Origin of the sequence: Burkholderia cenocepacia, assembly GCF_014211915.1 — a bacterium.
Taxonomy (GTDB): domain Bacteria; phylum Pseudomonadota; class Gammaproteobacteria; order Burkholderiales; family Burkholderiaceae; genus Burkholderia; species Burkholderia orbicola.
The window spans coordinates 373,016-391,051 of sequence record NZ_CP060041.1 but is presented as its reverse complement, the minus strand read 5'-3'; the positions used below and the strand labels follow the sequence as shown (position 1 = coordinate 391,051).

Annotated in this window: 13 protein-coding genes and 1 pseudogene; 10 read left to right on the top strand and 4 right to left on the bottom strand. The window is 67.1% G+C overall.

Annotated features, from left to right (window positions below; all coding sequences use genetic code 11):
• Window positions 1-45 precede the first annotated feature (45 nt).
• From SY91_RS30935 to SY91_RS30920, 4 genes are read left to right on the top strand one after another with little or no spacing between them, the layout of a single operon-like run.
• A complete protein-coding gene (locus SY91_RS30935) occupies window positions 46-1,560 on the top strand; it encodes a sugar ABC transporter ATP-binding protein (protein WP_023475176.1) in 1,515 nt (504 codons plus the stop codon).
• Window positions 1,557-2,600 carry an ABC transporter permease gene (locus SY91_RS30930; protein WP_023475175.1) on the top strand — a complete coding sequence of 348 codons (1,044 nt, stop codon included), beginning with the start codon at window positions 1,557-1,559 and terminating at the stop codon, window positions 2,598-2,600. Before SY91_RS30935 ends, SY91_RS30930 begins: the two co-directional genes overlap by 4 nt.
• Window positions 2,597-3,685 carry a galactofuranose ABC transporter, permease protein YjfF gene (gene yjfF, locus SY91_RS30925; protein WP_006481195.1) on the top strand — a complete coding sequence of 363 codons (1,089 nt, stop codon included), beginning with the start codon at window positions 2,597-2,599 and terminating at the stop codon, window positions 3,683-3,685. The genes SY91_RS30930 and yjfF overlap by 4 nt, the downstream gene beginning before the upstream one ends.
• 33 nt (window positions 3,686-3,718) lie before the next feature.
• Window positions 3,719-4,006, top strand: coding sequence for a hypothetical protein (locus SY91_RS30920; protein ID WP_023475174.1), 288 nt, complete (start codon window positions 3,719-3,721; stop codon window positions 4,004-4,006).
• 40 nt (window positions 4,007-4,046) lie between these two features.
• Here the strand turns inward: SY91_RS30920 and SY91_RS30915 are convergent, their stop codons facing one another.
• The gene (locus SY91_RS30915; RefSeq protein ID WP_043886743.1) at window positions 4,047-6,389 is read right to left on the bottom strand and encodes a sensor histidine kinase; all 2,343 of its coding nucleotides are present in this window, start codon (window positions 6,387-6,389) and stop codon (window positions 4,047-4,049) included.
• A pseudogene (locus SY91_RS30910) lies at window positions 6,382-7,214 on the bottom strand (response regulator). The gene SY91_RS30915 and the pseudogene SY91_RS30910 overlap by 8 nt, the downstream one beginning before the upstream one ends.
• An 867-nt stretch (window positions 7,215-8,081) precedes the next feature.
• On the opposite strand from SY91_RS30910, the gene SY91_RS30905 reads away from it, so the two are divergent.
• The 3 genes from SY91_RS30905 (at window position 8,082) to SY91_RS30895 (ending at window position 13,954) form a co-directional block, all read left to right on the top strand.
• Complete coding sequence (locus SY91_RS30905) at window positions 8,082-8,267, top strand: hypothetical protein (protein ID WP_158305058.1); 186 nt, start codon at window positions 8,082-8,084, stop codon at window positions 8,265-8,267.
• A gap of 409 nt (window positions 8,268-8,676) precedes the next feature.
• A complete protein-coding gene (locus SY91_RS35555) occupies window positions 8,677-13,167 on the top strand; it encodes a YadA-like family protein (protein WP_023475171.1) in 4,491 nt (1,496 codons plus the stop codon).
• A gap of 124 nt (window positions 13,168-13,291) precedes the next feature.
• Window positions 13,292-13,954, top strand: coding sequence for an OmpA family protein (locus SY91_RS30895; protein WP_023475169.1), 663 nt, complete (start codon window positions 13,292-13,294; stop codon window positions 13,952-13,954).
• 202 nt (window positions 13,955-14,156) lie between these two features.
• Here SY91_RS30895 and SY91_RS30890 read toward each other — a convergent pair whose 3' ends face one another.
• Window positions 14,157-14,345 (bottom strand): hypothetical protein, encoded by a 189-nt coding sequence (locus tag SY91_RS30890; RefSeq protein ID WP_023475168.1) that lies wholly within the window; start codon window positions 14,343-14,345, stop codon window positions 14,157-14,159.
• 210 nt (window positions 14,346-14,555) lie between these two features.
• Here SY91_RS30890 and SY91_RS30885 point away from each other — a divergent pair, with 210 nt between their 5' ends.
• The gene (locus tag SY91_RS30885) at window positions 14,556-14,771 is read left to right on the top strand and encodes a DUF3820 family protein (RefSeq protein ID WP_043886758.1); all 216 of its coding nucleotides are present in this window, start codon (window positions 14,556-14,558) and stop codon (window positions 14,769-14,771) included.
• A gap of 292 nt (window positions 14,772-15,063) precedes the next feature.
• Here the strand turns inward: SY91_RS30885 and SY91_RS30880 are convergent, their stop codons facing one another.
• Window positions 15,064-15,666 (bottom strand): TetR/AcrR family transcriptional regulator, encoded by a 603-nt coding sequence (locus SY91_RS30880; protein WP_043886742.1) that lies wholly within the window; start codon window positions 15,664-15,666, stop codon window positions 15,064-15,066.
• On the opposite strand from SY91_RS30880, the gene SY91_RS30875 reads away from it, so the two are divergent.
• The gene (locus SY91_RS30875) at window positions 15,665-16,555 is read left to right on the top strand and encodes a hypothetical protein (protein WP_234621775.1); all 891 of its coding nucleotides are present in this window, start codon (window positions 15,665-15,667) and stop codon (window positions 16,553-16,555) included. The two genes, SY91_RS30880 and SY91_RS30875, sit on opposite strands and share 2 nt — an antisense overlap.
• A 323-nt stretch (window positions 16,556-16,878) precedes the next feature.
• Window positions 16,879-17,916, top strand: a complete 1,038-nt coding sequence (locus SY91_RS30870) for a porin (RefSeq protein ID WP_023475164.1) — start codon at window positions 16,879-16,881, stop codon at window positions 17,914-17,916.
• The last annotated feature ends 120 nt before the right edge of the window (window positions 17,917-18,036 follow it).

The window sequence follows — 18,036 nt, the reverse complement described above, 5'->3', positions numbered from 1 at the left end:
GGCGGCCTCGCGGCCGCCGTCCGGCGGCGCTTCGAGGGAGGCTGCATGCAGAGTCCGCCGGTGGTCGAGATGATCGGCATCGACAAGTCGTTTCCGGGCGTCAGCGCGCTGCAGCGCGTGGACTTCCGGCTGTTTCCGGGTGAAATCCACGCGCTGATGGGCCAGAACGGCGCGGGCAAGTCGACGCTGATCAACGTGCTCACCGGCGTGCATGCGCACGATGCGGGCGAGATTCGCGTCGGCGGCGCGCCGGTGAATTTCGCCGCGCCGCGCGAGGCCGAGGTGGCCGGCATCCAGACGCTCTACCAGGAAGTGAACCTGTGCGCGAACCTGTCGGTCGCGGAGAACATCTTCGCGGGCCGGCAGCCGATGCGGCGCGGCGCGATCGACTGGAAGACGATCCATGCGCGCTCGCGCGACGCGCTCGCCGAACTCGACCTGGCGCTCGACGTCACGCGTTCGCTCGATTCGTATCCGATCGCGGTGCAGCAGATGGTCGCGATCGCGCGTGCGGTGTCGGTCGACGCGCGCGTACTGATTCTCGACGAACCGACCTCCAGCCTCGACGACGGCGAGGTCGCGCGCCTGTTCGACGTGCTGCGCCGGCTGAAGGCGTCGGGCATCGCGATCCTGTTCGTCACGCATTTTCTCGAGCAGACCTATGCGGTGTCCGACCGCATCACCGTGATGCGCAACGGCGAGCGCGAAGGCGAGTACCTCGCGCGGGACCTGCCGGTCGACGTGCTGGTCGCGAAGATGACCGGCCGCGAGCGCATGTCCGAGACGCTGCAGGCGGGCGCCGCGGCGGTCGAGCGTGACACCGCGACCACCGCGCCGTTCCTGTCGATGCAGCAGGTTGGCCGGCGCGGGATGATGAGCGCGCTCGATCTCGACGTGCGCCCCGGCGAGATCGTCGGGCTGGCCGGGCTGCTCGGCTCGGGCCGCACCGAGACCGCGCAACTGGCGTTCGCCGCCGCGCGCCCGGATACCGGCGCGATCGAGATCGACGGCGCGCGCAAGCGGCTCGCGTCGCCGCACGACGCGGTGCGCAGCGGCATCGCGTACTGCCCGGAAGACCGCAAGAAGGAGGGCATCGTCGCCGCGCTGTCGATCCGCGAGAACATCGTGCTCGCGCTGCAGGCGCGGCGCGGCTGGTGGCGGCTGATCGGGCGGGCGCGCCAGCGCGAGATCGCCGACACGTACATCGCCCGGCTCGGCATCAAGGCGCGCGACGCGGAGCAGCCGATCGGGCTGCTGTCGGGCGGCAACCAGCAGAAGGTGCTGCTCGCGCGCTGGCTCGCGACGGACCCGAAGCTGCTGATTCTCGACGAGCCGACGCGCGGCATCGACGTCGCCGCGAAGTTCGACATCATGGAGCGGGTGCTCGCGCTGTGCGCGCAGGGGCTCGCGATCCTGTTCATCTCGTCGGAGATCGGCGAGGTCGTGCGCGTGAGCCATCGGATCGCGGTGCTGCGCGACCGCCGCAAGGTCGCGGAGCTGAGCGGCGCCGATGCGTCCGAGGAGCAGGTTTACCGGTTGATTGCGGGAGGCCAGTCATGACGTGGCTACGCACGCTGTTCCGTCATTCGCTCGCGTGGCCGGTGCTGACGCTCGCGCTGCTGTTCGCGCTGGATGTCGCGTATCGTCCCGGCTTCCTGTCGATCGCGCTGCTCGACGGCCACCTGTTCGGCGCGCCGATCGACATCCTGAACCGCGCGGCGCCGCTCGTGATCGTGTCGCTCGGGATGACGCTCGTGATCGCGACCCGCGGGATCGACATCTCGGTCGGCGCGATCGTCGCGATCGCCGGCGCGGCGGCCGCGACCGTGCTCGAGGCGGACCCGTCGCAAGTCGGCGCGGCGCTGGCCGCCGCGCTCGGCGTCGGGCTGCTGGCCGGTGCGTGGAACGGGCTGCTGGTCGCGTTCGTCGGGATGCAGCCGATCATCGCGACGCTGATCCTGATGGTGGCCGGCCGCGGCGTCGCGCAATTGCTGACGGGCGGCCAGATCATCCCGATCGGTGCGCCCGGCTACCTTGCGCTCGGCGGCGGCTATCTCGCGACCGTGCCGTGCGCGGTATGGATCGCGCTCGCGACGATCGGCGCGACCGCGCTGCTGGTGAACCGTACGGCACTCGGGCTGTTCATTCGCGCGATCGGCGTGAACCCGGTCGCGACGCGGCTCGTCGGGCTGCGCTCGGGCGCGGTCGTGTTCGGCGTGTATCTGTGCTCGGGCGTGATGTCGGCGCTCGCGGGCATCCTCGCGAGCTCGAACGTGCGCAGTGCCGACGGCAACAACGCGGGGCTGCTGCTCGAACTCGACGCGATCCTCGCGGTGACGCTCGGCGGCACGTCGCTGCTCGGCGGCCGCTTCAGCCTCGCGGGCTCGGTGCTTGGCGCGCTGATCATCCAGACGCTCACCTACACGACCTATTCGATCGGCGTGCCGCCGGAGGCGACGCTCGTCGTCAAGGCGGTCGTCGTGATCGTCGTGACGCTGATCCAGTCGGACGCGGCGCGCGCGCTGCTGGTGCGGCACGCGTCGCGGCTGCTGCCTTCCGCGCGATCGCGCGCCACCACCACCGGAGCGACGCCGCGATGAACCGTTTCCTTGGCCGCCTCGCCGACCCGCGCACGCTGCCGATCGTCGTGACGATCGTGCTGTTCGCCGCGCTGTTCGGCTTCGGGTCCGTGATGTACACGGGCTTTTTCTCGATGCAGGTGCTCACAGGGCTGCTCGTCGACAACGCGTTCCTGCTCATCGTCGCGATCGGGATGACGTTCGTGATCGTGTCGGGCGGCATCGACCTGTCGGTCGGCTCGGTCGTTGCGCTGACAACGATCTTCTGCGCGGTCGGCGCCGAACGGCTGCACTGGCCCGTGTGGGTGATCGTGCCGCTGGTGCTCGCGTTCGGCGCGCTGTACGGCGCGGCGATGGGCGCGCTGATCCACTATTTCCGGTTGCAGCCGTTCATCGTCACGCTCGCCGGGATGTTTCTCGCGCGCGGCGCGTGCTTCCTGATCACGACGCAGTCGATCACGATCAACGCGCCGGCGTTCCATGCGATTGCGGGTATCAGCGTGCCGCTCGGCGGCGGCATGCTGAGTGCCGGTGCGCTGATCGCGCTCGCGACGCTGGCCGTCGCGATCTACGTCGCGCACTTCACGCGCTTCGGCCGCAACGTCTATGCGGTCGGCGGCAACGAACGCTCGGCGCTGCTGATGGGCTTGCCGGTCGCGCGCACGAAGATCGGCGTCTACGCGCTGAGCGGCTTCTGCTCGGCGCTCGGCGGCGTGGTGTTCACGTTGTACGTGCTGTCGGGCTATGGGCTGCAGGCGCAGGGGATGGAACTCGACGCGATCGCCGCGACCGTGATCGGCGGCACGCTGCTGACGGGCGGCGTGGGGTACGTGATCGGTTCGGTGTTCGGGGTCGGCATCCTCGGCACGATCCAGGTGCTGATCACGTTCGACGGCACGCTGAGTTCGTGGTGGACGCGGATCGTGATCGGCGCGCTGCTGTGCGTGTTCTGCGTGCTGCAGCGGGTCATCGAGCGGCATGCGACGCGGCGGCGTACCGGCGGCACCGGGCTCGGCGCGCGGCGGCCGACTCAGGCTGCCGCGCCCGCGCGGCCGGCGCCGCCCAAGGAGGACATCGGGCTGGTATCGACGATGCGGCGGTCGTAGTGCGACCGACTACCCTGGCGCGAGGAGAACGAGATGAAGCGCGATGACATGACAGCGGACGTGGCCGATGCGCTGGCCGTCGAGCATGGCCGTCGGCCGCTGCTCGATCTCGGCGACGCGCGCGACTGCCGGATCGTGGCCGATGCGCTGCGGGGGCTGCTGCGCGAGCGCTCGGAAGCGCTGGCGTTCGCGATGCGCGTGGCTGACGAACACGGCCGCCCACGCCCGGATGCCGGCGAATTCGGACTGACCGACATCATTCGACTGGCCCGCGTGGTCGAGCGGGCCGATCGGCAGCGCGAGCGAACCGCGATGGAGTGATGCGCGCGGCCGCCTGCCGGCCGCGCGTGGGGCCGTGCCGTCAGGCCGGCCCGGTCGCGTCCGTCTCGATGTCGAAGGGCGTATCCGCGACGCGCATGCGTTTCAGCGAGCCGGCCAGTTTTTCGATCGCGTGCAGGTCCAGCGCATCGAGGTGCTCGCGCATTTCCTGCACGAACGGCGCATGGCCCGGCTCGTCCACGTACTGGCCGAGCCATTCCTCGATATCGGTCAGCCGACCTTCGCCGGCGAGCGCGATCAGCTCGGCGAGCGCGTCGGCGGGCGGGCTGCGCATCGCCGGCGCCGCGTGTGCCGGCTCCGCTTCGTCGGCGGGATGAAACTGCCGGACGAGCCCCGACGCCGGTGCGAGCGCATGGCCGAGGGCCGGCGCGACGACCGCGAACGAGAACGTCGTGCCGACGCCCGGCTGGCTCGCGACGGCCAGCTCGCCGCCCATCGCGGTGACGATGCGCTGCGCGATGAACAGGCCGAGCCCGGTGCCGCCGTTCACCGCCTGCACCTGCTGGTACGCGCGGAAGATGTCGGTGGTCGTGGTGATGTCGATGCCGATGCCCGTATCGGCTACCTCGAACAGCAGGCGCCATGCATCGCCTTCGCGCGACGCGTGGATCGACAGCGTGACCGTGCCGTTGCGCGTGAATTTCGATGCGTTGGACAGCAGGTTCAGCAATACCTGTTGCAGCCGGATGCCGTCGATCAGCACCGTGCGCGGCAGCGCCGTGACCGGCCGGTAGACGAACCGGTTGTCCTGCTGCGCACACAGCGCGACCGCGTAGTGGCCGATGTCGTCCAGCAGCCCGGGCAGGTCGGTGCGGTCGGGCGCGACGCCGAGCGGCTGGAGTTCGGCCTTCGTGAACGCGAGCAATTCGTCGATCAGCGCGAGCTGATAGCGGATGCTGCGGTCGATCGACCGGATCAGCCGCGCCTGGCCGCGTGTCGCGCCTTCCAGCAGCAGCTTCGCATAGCCGTTGATCGTCGACAGCGGCGCGCGCAGGTCGTGGCTGACATAGCCGAGCGTTTCGATCTTCTGCTGCATGTGCGTCTTCGACTGCTGCAACGCGTCGTTGAGCGCCACCGTGCGCCGCGCGACCTCGTCGCGCAGCCGGTCCTGTTCGGTGAGCTGCCAGTGTTCGAGCCGCTTGCGTGCCTCGGTGCGCTGCCGGCCCACGTGGTGAATCCACGCGGCCAGCACCAGCAGGTGCGTCGCGAGCCCGATGATCGCGATGACCGGGTTCGGAAAGACGTCGGACCGGATCCATGACAGCACGGGCGGCAGCGCATCGCGGCCGTCGAGCATGCGGATCAGCATGTTGAACGTCGCGAACGCGACCGCGATCAGCATCACGCGGCCCGTCGGCGTGCGCCGGATCACGAGCATCAGCGCGAGGCTGATGTTGACGATCGCGAGCACGGTGTTCAGCCACAGGCAGAACCACGCGAAGGTCGCCAGATCGCCGAACGCCGCGCCGGCGATCCCCACGCATTCGAGCACGAGAAACACCACGTACACCGCGCGCATCGGCATCCTGGCCTTCTCGCGATGCGCGACCATCAGGATGAAGACGATGAAGCACGCGACCGACAGGTACGCGAAGATCGTTTCGCCGCGCGTCGACCACTCGCGCGCGCCGGGCGACAGCGCCATCGCGAGATAGCCGCGATACGCCGCTTCGAACAGCGCGGTGTTCAGGGTCAGCGCGGCCAGCACGTGGAATACGCCGCTGCGCGAGAAAAAGCCGATCAGCAGCGCGCACCAGACGAGGGCGAGCAGCCCGCCGAAGAACCCGAAGTTCCACATCGACGCGTGCAATTCCTGCGCGATCCACCCGTCGCGGGTGAACGCGACCGGCGCGAGCCGCATTTCCTTGCGCGACGTGATGCGGATCAGCACGGGCAGCGGTTCGCCCGCGCGCAGCGTGACGTCGAGGGTCGGGTAGCGCGACGGCGCATCGAGCGCGTCGCCGCGATCGGTCGGGAAGCTGCGCTCGAGCACCCACTGGCCGTGCCGGCCGACATAGAAATCGGCCCGGTCGACGCGCGCATCGCGAATCGCGAGCACCAGCGGGCGCGTCCCGCTGTCGCGGTTGATCAGCGTCGCGCGGACCCACCACGCCGAGCGCGAGAACGTCACGTTGAACGCGGTGCGGGCCGGGGTGGCTGCGTGACGCGACGGATCGGCGAACCGCGCGGCGACCTCGTCGGCCGATAGCGTCGTGCCGGCGTCCTCCAAAACCGATACCGCTTCGAGTTGCGCGGGATTCGGCGCCGTTGCGGCACGGGCCGTCGCGCACGTGACGGCCAGCGCCGCCAGCAGCAGGAGCAACACGCGACATCCCGCCGTCCATGCCGCGTCGCGCCTACGCATCGCCGTGGTGCCCCCCGGCGCGGCCGGCGCGTCGACGGCGTGGCGCTGGCGCCGCCAGTCGGACGGCGTGATGCCGAAGCGTTCGCGGAATGCCGTCGCGAAATTGCCGGGCGTGGAAAAGCCGATTTCCTCGGCGATGTCGCCGATGCCCATCGACGTTTCCGACAGGAAGTGCATCGCGGCGCGCAGCCGCGTATCGCGCAGGTATTCGAATACGGTCTGGCCGAGATGATCGCGGAACACGCGCGACAGCCGCTTTTCGTGCGTGCCGACCTGCTTCGCGAGATCCTCGAGCGCCGGCGGATGGCGCAGGTCGCGCAGCAGTACCTCGCTCGCCGCGCGCACGAGGGCGGCGTCGGGGTTGTCGGGCAAATCGGGCAGGTGTGCGAACGGCTGGCTGCGCCGCGTGCGCTTCAGATGATTGCGGATTCGCGCGATGACTTCCGCCGGTTCGAACGGCTTGACGATGTAGTCGATCGCCCCGGTTTCGAGCCCCGCGATGCGATCCTCGAGATCGCCGGCGGCCGTCAGGATGATCACCGGAATGGATTGCGTCGACGGTGTGGACGCCAGCAGCCGGCTCGCGGCGAAACCGTCCATGCGCGGCATGCGGACGTCCATCAGGATCAGGTCGGGCGCGATGGCCTGCGCGCGGTGATAGGCCTGCAGCCCGTCGAACGCGACGCTGATCCGGCACCGCGCGGTGCGCAGGATTTCGGTCAGGAGCCGCAGGTCGTTCGGGCGGTCGTCGACGATCAGGATATGGGCGCCAGCGAGATCCGGCGTGGTGCGTGGCGACGCCGAACTGGGCAAGCGGGATGACATGGTTGCGAACGCGTTGGAAGGGAGTGGGCCTGTCAGGTCGGCGGCATCGCAATCTGGACGATTGTTGCGAAAAATTATATGTCGACAACAGCGCCGATTGTGAGGATTCCGTGCGGCGCGTGTGGGCTTGTCGCAGGGGCATGGCGGATGCGCGGCGGGAGTGTCGGTGCTTCGGAAAATTGTGCCGAATCGATTAATAAAATTCCGGTCTTTATTTCCGGTTGAGGGGTTTTTGAAATTTGAATGGCCCGGATGATGAATTCATGTGCGAGGTGTCGAGTGTCAGATGGTGCGGCGTAAATGGAATCTGCTAATTCATTGTCGTGGCGATTAAGTTTTCGTTGATGTCGCGGGGATATTTCGCTTTTCGGAAAATAGGATTTCCTGCGGATGTGTATGAATGTAAATGCTGTCCGCTCGGGAAAAGGATTTGTCCGCTGCGGAAAAGGTTTGTTTGAGCAAATGCCCGCACACTAGCCCCGACGCGGCTGGAATCGGTTCTTTCACCGACTCCGGTTGCCGCAAAAATTGCTGTTGCCGTCGCCTCAATGGCAGCCGATATTCAATGTCACATTGAATGATGGCATTCTCAGATGATGAGAGGGCGATGACAAAAGAATAACAGGCACGAGGGTAATGAAAACGTCATGATTCGTGAAATGATTGATATACAAGACGAATCGGGAAATGACGGCGTGGGTGTGGGTGCAAGGCATCGAGCGAGAAGAAATCGTCAAGCAAATTCGATCGATTAATTCGATGCCGGGGTCGTTCGTCGAGTAGCCGGTTTTTTTCCGGAAATCCGGAAAAACGGGGCGCCCGCCGGACGGAAAGGGGTGAGTGGTTTCGCGTGGGCCGCCGGGCGGTTTGATCGATCCGAAGGCCGTGCGCGGCGCTCTATCGAATCAGGCGGATACGAAAAATATGAATACGACAAGCATGGCAGGTCAGGGCGTCGGGTCGATCGATCCGGTGCCGGCTGTCAGCGTCAGCGATCCGGCGGCGCATGCTTCAGACCCGGGGACAGCATGGCGCCTTTCGCCGCCTGAATGACACATGACGGGCCGCCCGCGATGCGGGCCGGCGTCCGTTCGTCCAGCGTCCGAGCGACGCTTTTCCAATGAGATTCGACGTCGCCCTTCGGCGGGAGCGACGGTGGACGCGTGTGCGGTCTCGCAGCGCGGCATGCACCGTGTCGCCGCCGGGCCGGCGACGTCGACTTCCATGAGCCGCTAACCGGCGATCGTGATCGCGTGTCGTGCCGAACGGGCACGCGCGTCGATCGGCCGTGCCGTTGCGATGGTGTCGAGCGTGTCGAGCAACGCTGTTCGTAGTTTTTATTAGTTATGCGAAGTAGCAAGCGGAGCGTCGCGGGGCAGGCGAAAGCGGAGAGGGTCTGCGCCGCGCCTGATGTCGCGTTCGCTGTTGCGTCATCCAGCACATGAGAACCGAGGGAACAGAGATGAACAAGTCGTTCAAGTCGATCTGGAACGAAGCACTGGGAGCCTGGGTTGCGGCTTCGGAACTTGACCGGGCGCGCGGGAAGCGGGTGGCGTCGTCGAGAAGTGTGGCCGAGCACGTCGCGCAGGCGGGCGCCGCCGTGCGCCCTGGCGCGCATGCAGGGTTGTCGCCGCGGCGCATCGTGATGACGCTGGCGGCCGCGTATCTCGGGCTGTTTCAGGCTGGCGCGCACGCGCAGTATTCGGCGGGCGGCGGCTCCGCGACCGGCGGCGCCAGTTCGATCTCGGTCGGTAACGGTTCGGTGGCCACGCAGGTGAATTCAACCGCGTTCGGTAACCTGTCCACGGCGGCAGGCACATCGGCCACGGCACTGGGCCCAGGCGCGCACGCGATGGGTGACGGATCGACGGCCATCGGCATCAACTCGCAAGCGAACGGCGTCAACAGCGTGGCGATGGGCGTGCAGGCCATCGGTTCAGGCCCCTACGCGGTCGCCATCGGGAATTTGTCGCAGGCCACGCAAAGCGGCACGGTGTCGATCGGCAGCGGCGCGTCCGCTACCGGCGTCTCCGCCATCGGGCTCGGCAACAATGCGTTCGCGTCCGGCCAGTATGCGGCCGCGCTGGGTCTCGGGGCGAGCGCGGCCGGGGCGCAAAGCGTCGCGCTCGGCTATGCGACGCATGCGACGGATACCGGCAACGTCGCGATCGGCAATCAGGCGACGAGTACGGGCACGGCAGGTGTCGCACTGGGCAGCGGCGCATTGGTAACCGGCAATTCCGGTCTCGCGATGGGCGTGAACAGCGGCGCGAAAGGCACCTCGTCGATTGCGATCGGCTGGGGCGGCACCGCGGGCGTGCCCGGGTCGGGCACGCAGTCGCTCGGCACGAGTTCGATCGCGATGGGCTCGAACACGAATGCCGGCGCCGATCAGGCGCTGGCCTTCGGCCTGAACGCCAATGCGTCGGGTGTCAGTTCGATCGCGATGGGCGTGCAGTCGACCGCGACCCAGCAGTTCGCGACCGCGCTCGGCAATCTGTCGCTGGCGACCGGCGTGTCCGCCAGCGCGCTGGGGCCCGGTGCGACGGCATCGGCCACGAATGCGACGGCGGTCGGTATCAACAGCGTCGCGGCGGCGACGTCGACCGTGGCGATCGGCGATTCCAACTCGGTTGCCGCGGCGGCAGGCGCGGGTTCGGTCGCGGGCGGTTACGGCTCGAAGGTGCTGGGCGGTATCGGCGCCGTCGCGCTGGGCTATGGCCAGACGGTGAGCGGCAACGGCGCGGTAGCGATCGGCGATCCGAGCACCGCGATCGGCACCGGCGCGGTCACGATGGGGTCGAACAACACGGCGAACGGCGACGGCGCGGTCGCGATCGGCAACACCAACAACGCGCAGGGCACGGGTTCCCTGGCGCTCGGCAATACGTCGACGGCAGCGGCGGCGGGCGCCGTCGCGTTCGGCGCGTCGGCCGTGGCCAACAACGCAAACGATGTCGCGCTCGGCTCGGGATCGACGACGGCCGCGCCGAATCCGACGGCCAGCGCGGTCATCGGCGGCGTCACGTACAGCTTCAACGGCATCAATCCGGCGAGCGTCGTCAGCGTCGGTAACGCGGGCAGCGAGCGCCAGATCACCAATGTCGCGGCCGGGCGGATCAGTTCGTCGAGTACGGACGCGATCAACGGGTCGCAACTCGCGGCGACGAACACGGCGCTCGATTCGCTGTCGACGTCGACGGCGTCGAGCATCACGTCGTTGTCGACCGGCGTTTCGTCGCTGTCGACCGGGCTGAGTTCGACCAATAGCGCGGTGACGTCGTTGTCGACTTCGACGTCGACCGGGATCAGTTCGCTGTCGACTGGGCTGAGCTCGACCAATAGCGCGGTGACATCGCTATCCACGTCGACGTCGACCGGCATCAGCTCGTTGTCGACCGGCCTGAGTTCGACCGATAGTACGGTGACGTCACTGTCGACGTCCACATCGACGGGGCTGTCGTCGGCCAATAGTTCGATCGCGTCGTTGTCCACTTCGACCTCGACGGGCATCGGTTCATTGTCCACCGGGCTGAGTTCGACCGACAGCACGGTGACGTCGCTGTCGACGTCCACATCGACGGGGCTGTCGTCGGTCAATAGTTCGATCACGTCGCTGTCCACCTCGACGTCGACGGGTATCGGTTCGCTGTCCACCGGCCTGAGCTCGACCAACAGTGCGGTGACGTCGCTGTCCACGTCCACGTCGACGGTCGTCGGCTCGTTGTCCACGGGCTTGAGTTCGACCAACAGCTCGGTGACGTCGCTGTCCACGTCGACGTCGACGGGCATCAGCTCGCTGTCGACCGGCCTGAGCTCGACCAACAGCTCGGTGACGTCGCTGTCCACGTCGACGTCGACGGGCATCAGCTCGCTGTCGACCGGCCTGAGCTCGACCAACAGCTCGATCACGTCGCTGTCCACGTCGACGTCGACGGTCGTCGGCTCGCTGTCCACCGGCCTGAGCTCGACCAACAGCAACCTGACGTCGCTGTCCACGTCGACCTCGACCGTCGTCGGCTCGCTGTCCACCGGCTTGAGTTCGACCAACAGCTCGATCACGTCGCTGTCCACGTCGACGTCGACGGTCGTCGGTTCGTTGTCCACCGGCCTGAGTTCGACGAACAGCAATTTGACCTCGTTGTCGACCGCCACGTCGACCGGGATCAGCTCGCTGTCGACGGGCCTCAGCTCGATCGCGAACAACAACACGAATCTCGGCAACAGCACGGCCGGTGCGATCGGCGGCGGGGCCACCTACGATCCGACCACCGGCACGATCTCGTCACCGTCGTACGTGACGTACAACAGCGACGGCTCGACGACGATCAACCACAACGTCGGCTCGGCAATCGACAACATCAACGCGAACGGCATCAAGTACTTCCACGCGAATTCGACCGCGCCGGACAGCCAGGCGCTCGGCCTGGACAGCGTCGCGATCGGACCGAACGCGATCTCGAAGGTCGACGGCAGCATCGCGCTCGGCTCCGGTTCGGTGGCCGATCGCGCCGTGGTGCCGTCGTCGGGCATCCTCCGCAACGGTAGCGCGTCGATCCCGTTCGACACGACGGATCAAACGCTGCTCGGCGCGGTGTCGGTCGGCGATGCGACGAACAAGACGTACCGCCAGATCACCAACGTCGCGGACGGCACCGGCCAGCAGGATGCGGTGACGGTGCGCCAGTTGACCGGCGCGCTGCAGTCGTTCGCGGTCACCGGCCAGAAGTACTTCCACGCGAATTCGACGGCGGCGGATTCGCTCGCGGTCGGCGCGGAATCGGTCGCGGTCGGGCCGACGACGGTCGTCAACGGCGACAACGGCGTGGGTATCGGCAACGGCGCGATCGTCGACCAGACCGCGCCGGGCGGGATCGCGATCGGCCAGGCGGCGAGCTCCGCGCAGTCCGACGCGATCGCGCTGGGTAGCGGCGCGACGGCGACCGGCGCGCAGTCGGTCGCGCAAGGCGCGAATGCGGTGGCGGTCAGTGTCGGCAGCGTCGCGCTCGGCTCGGGCGCGCGCAGCACGGCGACCGATGCGCTCGCGCTCGGTGCCGGTGCGTCGGCGACGTTCGCGAACAGCGTCGCGCTCGGCGCCGGTTCGCTGACCACGGTCGGCGCGCTGACGAACTATGTCGCGTACGGCCTGAGCAGCCCGCAGTCGTCGGCTGGCGAAATCAACATCGGCAACCGCCAGATCACCGGCCTCGCGGCCGGCAAGAACGGCACCGATGCGGTGAACGTGTCGCAGCTCGATTCGGTCGCGAACCAGCTGACGACGTTGATCGACCAGCGCACGGCCAACCTCGGCGGGCAGTACACGACGAACCCGAACGGCGCGAACGTGCCGCCGGGCGCGAGTGGGTCTAATTCGTCGGCGGGCGGCTCGGGGGCGGTCGCATCGGGCTCGAACAGCACGGCGGTCGGCAACAATGCGCTCGCATCGGGCAACGGCTCTTCCGCGATCGGCGTGGGCGCCACGGCAGCGGGCAACAATTCGACCGCGATCGGCACGGGCAGCAACGACGGCGGCCGCTCGAACGTGGTCGCGGTTGGCTCGGCGGATTCGGCGCGGCAGGTCGTGAACGTCGCGGCCGGTACGCAGGGCACCGACGCGGTGAACGTGAACCAGCTGAACGCGGTATCGAACCAGTTCACGCAGTCGCTGAACACGGTCAACAACCAGCTCACGCAGATGCAGCAGCAGATCCAGCAGACCGATTCGATGGCCCGCGAGGGGATCGCCGCGACCGCCGCGATGGCGTCGATTCCGCACATGGACCGCGATTCGAACTTCGCGATGGGGGTCGGCACGGCGACGTTCCAGGGCCAGAAGGCCATGGCGGTCGGCGTGCAGGCGCGCGTCACGGAGAACCTGAAGGCGACGCTGAACGGCGGTTTCGCCGGCAGCCAGCGCGTCGTCGGCGCGGGCATGCTGTATCAGTGGAAGTGATCGTGCGCAGCGGTCCGTTCCGGCCCGCGTGGCCGGAGCGGACCGCGCCGAACGCCAACGTGCGCGGAGGCGTCGCGACATCGCGCCGCACGCGCCGTGCTCATCGCATTCTCGGAGTCATCAAGTGAAAAACATCCATCTTGTTCTGCTGGCGTCCGTCGTTTCCCTCGCGGCCTGTTCGAGTGCGTCGGGGCCGACGTACAACGCGTACGAGCTGCAGTCGCGAAACGGCATCCGGACGTTCCAGGTCGATTGCCACGGCATCCTGTCGACCGCGAAGACCTGCATGAAGGTCGCGACGCGCATGTGCGGCAACGAGCCCGTGCGCCTGGTCGACACCACGACGCCGTACCGCGACGGCGCCGATCCGCATTCGATCGTGTTCCAGTGCGGCGCGGCCCCCGCGCCGACGGCCGCGGCCGTTGCGCCGGCGCCCGCGCCGGTCGAGCAGCTGAGCCTGACCGGCGATGCGTATTTCGCGACGGACTCGGCCGCGCTGACGCCTGCGGCCACCGCCGCGCTCGACACGCTGCTGAACCGGCAGGCCGACCGGCATTTCGCGCGCGTGGAAGTGGACGGCTATACCGACGCGACCGGCTCGGATGCGCACAACCAGGCGCTGTCGAAGCGCCGGGCGGATGCGGTCGCCGGGTATTTGCGCGAGCACGGGCTGAAGGCGGATTCGTTCGCCGCGGCCGGTCACGGGGAAGCCAATCCGGCGGCGTCGAACGATACCGCCGAAGGGCGCGCGCGCAATCGTCGCGTGGAAATCTCGCTGCAGAAGTAGGACGCGGCGGCCAAGTTGCCGCAAGCGTGACCGTCGAAGCCAGGCGGCTCGCTTGCGGCAAGGCGTGCTCGCCGCGGACAGCGGCAGCGGGCAAGGCTCGTTACGGCGTGCGCACGCGGTGTCCGTCGCAGCGGCGCCGCCGCCGAGCGACGACTGGCGTCCGGCACGCGGATCGCCATCCGTACCGGGCCGTGGATGGCGCTCAGTGTCGGATCATGCAGACGGCCACGATCTCGTACCCGGGGTCGGCATTCGCGCTCGCGGCTTGCTCCGCTTCGTCATACGAACCAAAGGAGGCGGCATCCTCGATGGCCGGCGCCATGCCGATATCGCCGTCCTCGGCGGTGCAGAGGAACTGCTCGCCGGTCTTCACGACATAGATGGACATCATGATTCCCTCCAGGGTTTGCAGGGGGAAATTTCAGTCTAGCAGGCGGGAAGCGGGGCGGCTGACGCGAATCCCGGTCATCAATCGGGGCCGGTTCGCCGATTCGGCCTTCCGCGAAGGGCCGGATGCGCGGCCGTGGGCCGGCGTGGACCGGTGAGCGCGCGGGCGGGGCAACGATGCGCGGGAGAGCGGAACGCCATGCACAATACGCGCATGCGAGCTCCCGATCTTGAATGCCTTGTCACCGTCGCCATGCCCTTCGGAAAATACAAGGGCCGACTCATTGCCGACCTGCCCGGCCCCTACCTCAACTGGCTGGCTCGCGAAGGGTTCCCGCGCGGCGAACTCGGCCGACAGCTCGCGCTCATGCACGAAATCGACCATAACGGTTTGCGGCACCTGCTGGAGCCGCTACGCAAACCCGCGTAGCACGGCGTCTCGCCCGGCCGGTTGCCCGAACACGCCGTCGCAGGCGAACCGTTACACGGACGGCCGGGTCGCGAGCTGGCGAAGTTCGCGGCCAGCGGCGCGGGTCGGCGTCGCTGGCCTGACTGGATGCGCCACGCAGCAAGGCGGTCCGCCGTTCCCGTCGCCCGATACGGCCGCGCTGCCGGAAGGCACGTAGCCGAATCTCGCGAACCTGGCGCAGGTCCGGCCGGGCGTGACGAAGAACCAGATGTACGAGTTCGCGACTTCCGTTGAGTCCGACCGATCTGCGTGTTCAGGCGTTTTGCCCGCGCAGCAGCCACAGCGTCAATTCCCGAAGCTGATTGACCGTGACGCGTTCGCGCAGCATGAACGTTCGCAGATACACCGCGCCGATGAGGCAGTGAAGCAACGGCATCGGGTCCGCGCCCCTGTGCCACTCTCCCCGCTGCGTCGCGCGTTCGAAAATCTGCTGGACCGCCGAAAACCGGTTGGTCCACAGCCGGTGCAACTCGCTGGTGACGCCGGCGTCGCTGTAGGTGGCGAGCACGAACTGGATCGCTGACCGGCCCACCCCGGTGCGCAAGTAGCGCACGGTTGCCGACATGAGCGCGACGAGATCCGCGTGCAGTGAACCCCGATTGGGGATCACGATGTTCTCGGCAAAAAGCTCGAACACGGCTTCCATCACCAGCCCTTCCTTGCTCTTCCAGCGGCGATAGATCGAACTCTCGTTCACGCCGGAAAGCGCGGCGACCGCGCCGATGCTGAGCCCCTCGAAACCGGATTCCTGCAATTGGGCGATGGTTGCCGCGACCACGGCATCACGGACGCGCGCGCTGCGGCCGCCAGGACGGCGGCGAGGCGATGGCGATTCTGCTTCGGCGGAATTGGACATGAGCGGATTTTACACGCGGCGTCGAGGGCTGACGGCGGGACGCCCCATGTCGAATCCGCGCACGACCGAGCCCGGAGGGGGGGCGCCTGCGGTAAACGTTAATGCAAGTTTACTTGCATTAACGGGCGACATGCGAAAACATGTCGTCTCGTTCGATAGCGATCAGGAGGTTGAATTGAAATCGGTGACGTTTTTCAAAGCCGGGGCAGAGGTAACCAGCGAGGACATCCTCAGGATGGAAGTCAAAAGGGCCCGGCACATGATGGCCCTGTTGATGGACAAGCTCGGGGCGGAGGGCATGGTGAAGGTATTCGCGAAGGAGATCGCGGAACACGAGGCGAACGAGCGGGACTGGTCGAGGCGGGCCAATGGTCGTTTCCGTTCTTCGGTTGCCGAGGCGCACGTCGTGGCGGGCGACGGCGCGGCGTTCATCAAGTGGTTCTGGGACGGTTACAGCGGCCCGAACAGCGCCGCGATGCTGCGCGCTCACCCCGAGCATCTCGGCGCGCTATCGCTTCCCGGCGAGCGCGTGGGCATTCTCGAAGTGCCGGGCCATACGCGGTTCCCCGCGCTGCTGAAGTTCCGGCATCTGGACGACTGGAGCGGTGTCCCGATCGAACTGGCGCCCGATATGCCGCATCGCATGATGGGGCGAATCGAGTCGATCGACGGGGAGACGGTCGGGTACCTGCTGCATCAATTCAGGGATACGTCGCCGGGGTTCGATGCGCGGCTGGAAATTTTCTGGCCGTCGACCGCACCGGACGACTTGATTCGCGGTCACGCGGACCACCTGATGGTCGAGTGGTACAACTGGTTCGAACTCTACGCCCTCACGCGGACGCAACCGGACGACTTGATGTCGTTGGCTTTTTCCGTGAACGCATGACCTTCGGCAGGCTCGCCCGTTTCGGGCGGGCGGTTCAGCGCAGCGCCGCCCAGCGGCGCGCAGGCAGCATCGCAACGCGCGAAGGACACGTCGCATCGCCGTCATGTTTCGCATGTTTTCAGTGACAGGGCGGTGCGGGTGAATATCGATACGGATTACTGATAAAAAGACGGATCGATATCGGTCGAATGGCTTGCATGGCGTGTCGCGCATGCATTTTTCAAGACAATTAATAAGTATGCCTATTAAATAAAAGGAGATATCGACTCATGAATCGGAAGAGGAGAGGCTGTCCGCTCAAGCGGATGCAGGCGGCAGCCGCCATGTTGGCAGTCGGCGCGAGTGCGCATGCACAAAGTACGGTCACGCTGTACGGTGTCGTCGATGCCGGCGTCATGTACACGAGCCGCAGCTTCGACGCGGGAACCGGGACGAACGGAGCGCATCGGGTCTCGATGACGGACGGCGGGATTTCCGGCTCCCATTTCGGGATAACCGGCGTCGAAGATCTCGGCGCGGGCACCAAGGCGATCTTTACGCTGGAAAGCGGTTTCACCATGAACGACGGCGCGCTGGGCAATTCGAACGGCAACCTGTTCGGACGTCAGGCGTTCGTCGGGCTTTCGGGACGATTCGGAACCGTCAAGGCCGGCATGCAGTACTCGCCGTTCGGGCTGGCGATCGTCGACACGGACGCGCGGCACGCATCGTTCTTCGGCAGTCAGGCCGGCATCTACATGGGCAATTTTTTTGCGACGGGCATCTTCGTCGCCAATGCCGTGTCGTACACGAGCCCGACCGTGGCCGGTCTTCAGGCGAGTGCGCTGCTGGCGCTGGGCGGCGATCCCGGGAAATTTCAGGCCGGCCGTCAATACGCGGCGCGCTTGAGATACGAGTGGCGAAACCTGGTGGCCAACGCGGCACTCTTCAGCGGCAATCCCGGCGGTTCGGCGAGTACGTCCACGCCGTTTCCGTCGACGGTCGAATTCGCGGGCCGCACGATCGGCGCAGCGTATACGTGGGGCGCCGCGACGTTGAAAGGCTCGTATACGAGCTACAAGATCGCCCATTCCTTCAACGAGAAGGTGTACTCGGTCGGCGGCGAGTATTTGATCACGCCCACGTTGTCCACCGACGCGGGCGTCTGGTACATGCGGGACAGCAACGATTCGGCCAGCCATGCGCTGCTGACGTCCGCCGGGCTGTACTACTCCCTGTCGAAGCGAACGACGGTGTATGGCGCCGCGGCCTTCGTGAACAACCACGGGTTGATGCATACGGGATTTACGGTGAACGGCGCGCTCTACGCGCCGACCGGCGGCAGCACCAGTCTCGTCGTTGGCGCGCGCCATCTCTTTTGAGCGCCGAGCGTACGTCGTGAATTGAAATCGCCGCGAGCAGGCATGGCTCGCGGCGATTTCATGAGCACATCGGCGCGTGCGGCTCGACGTTCAAGCCGGCCCCCGCGCCGCGCGGTGACC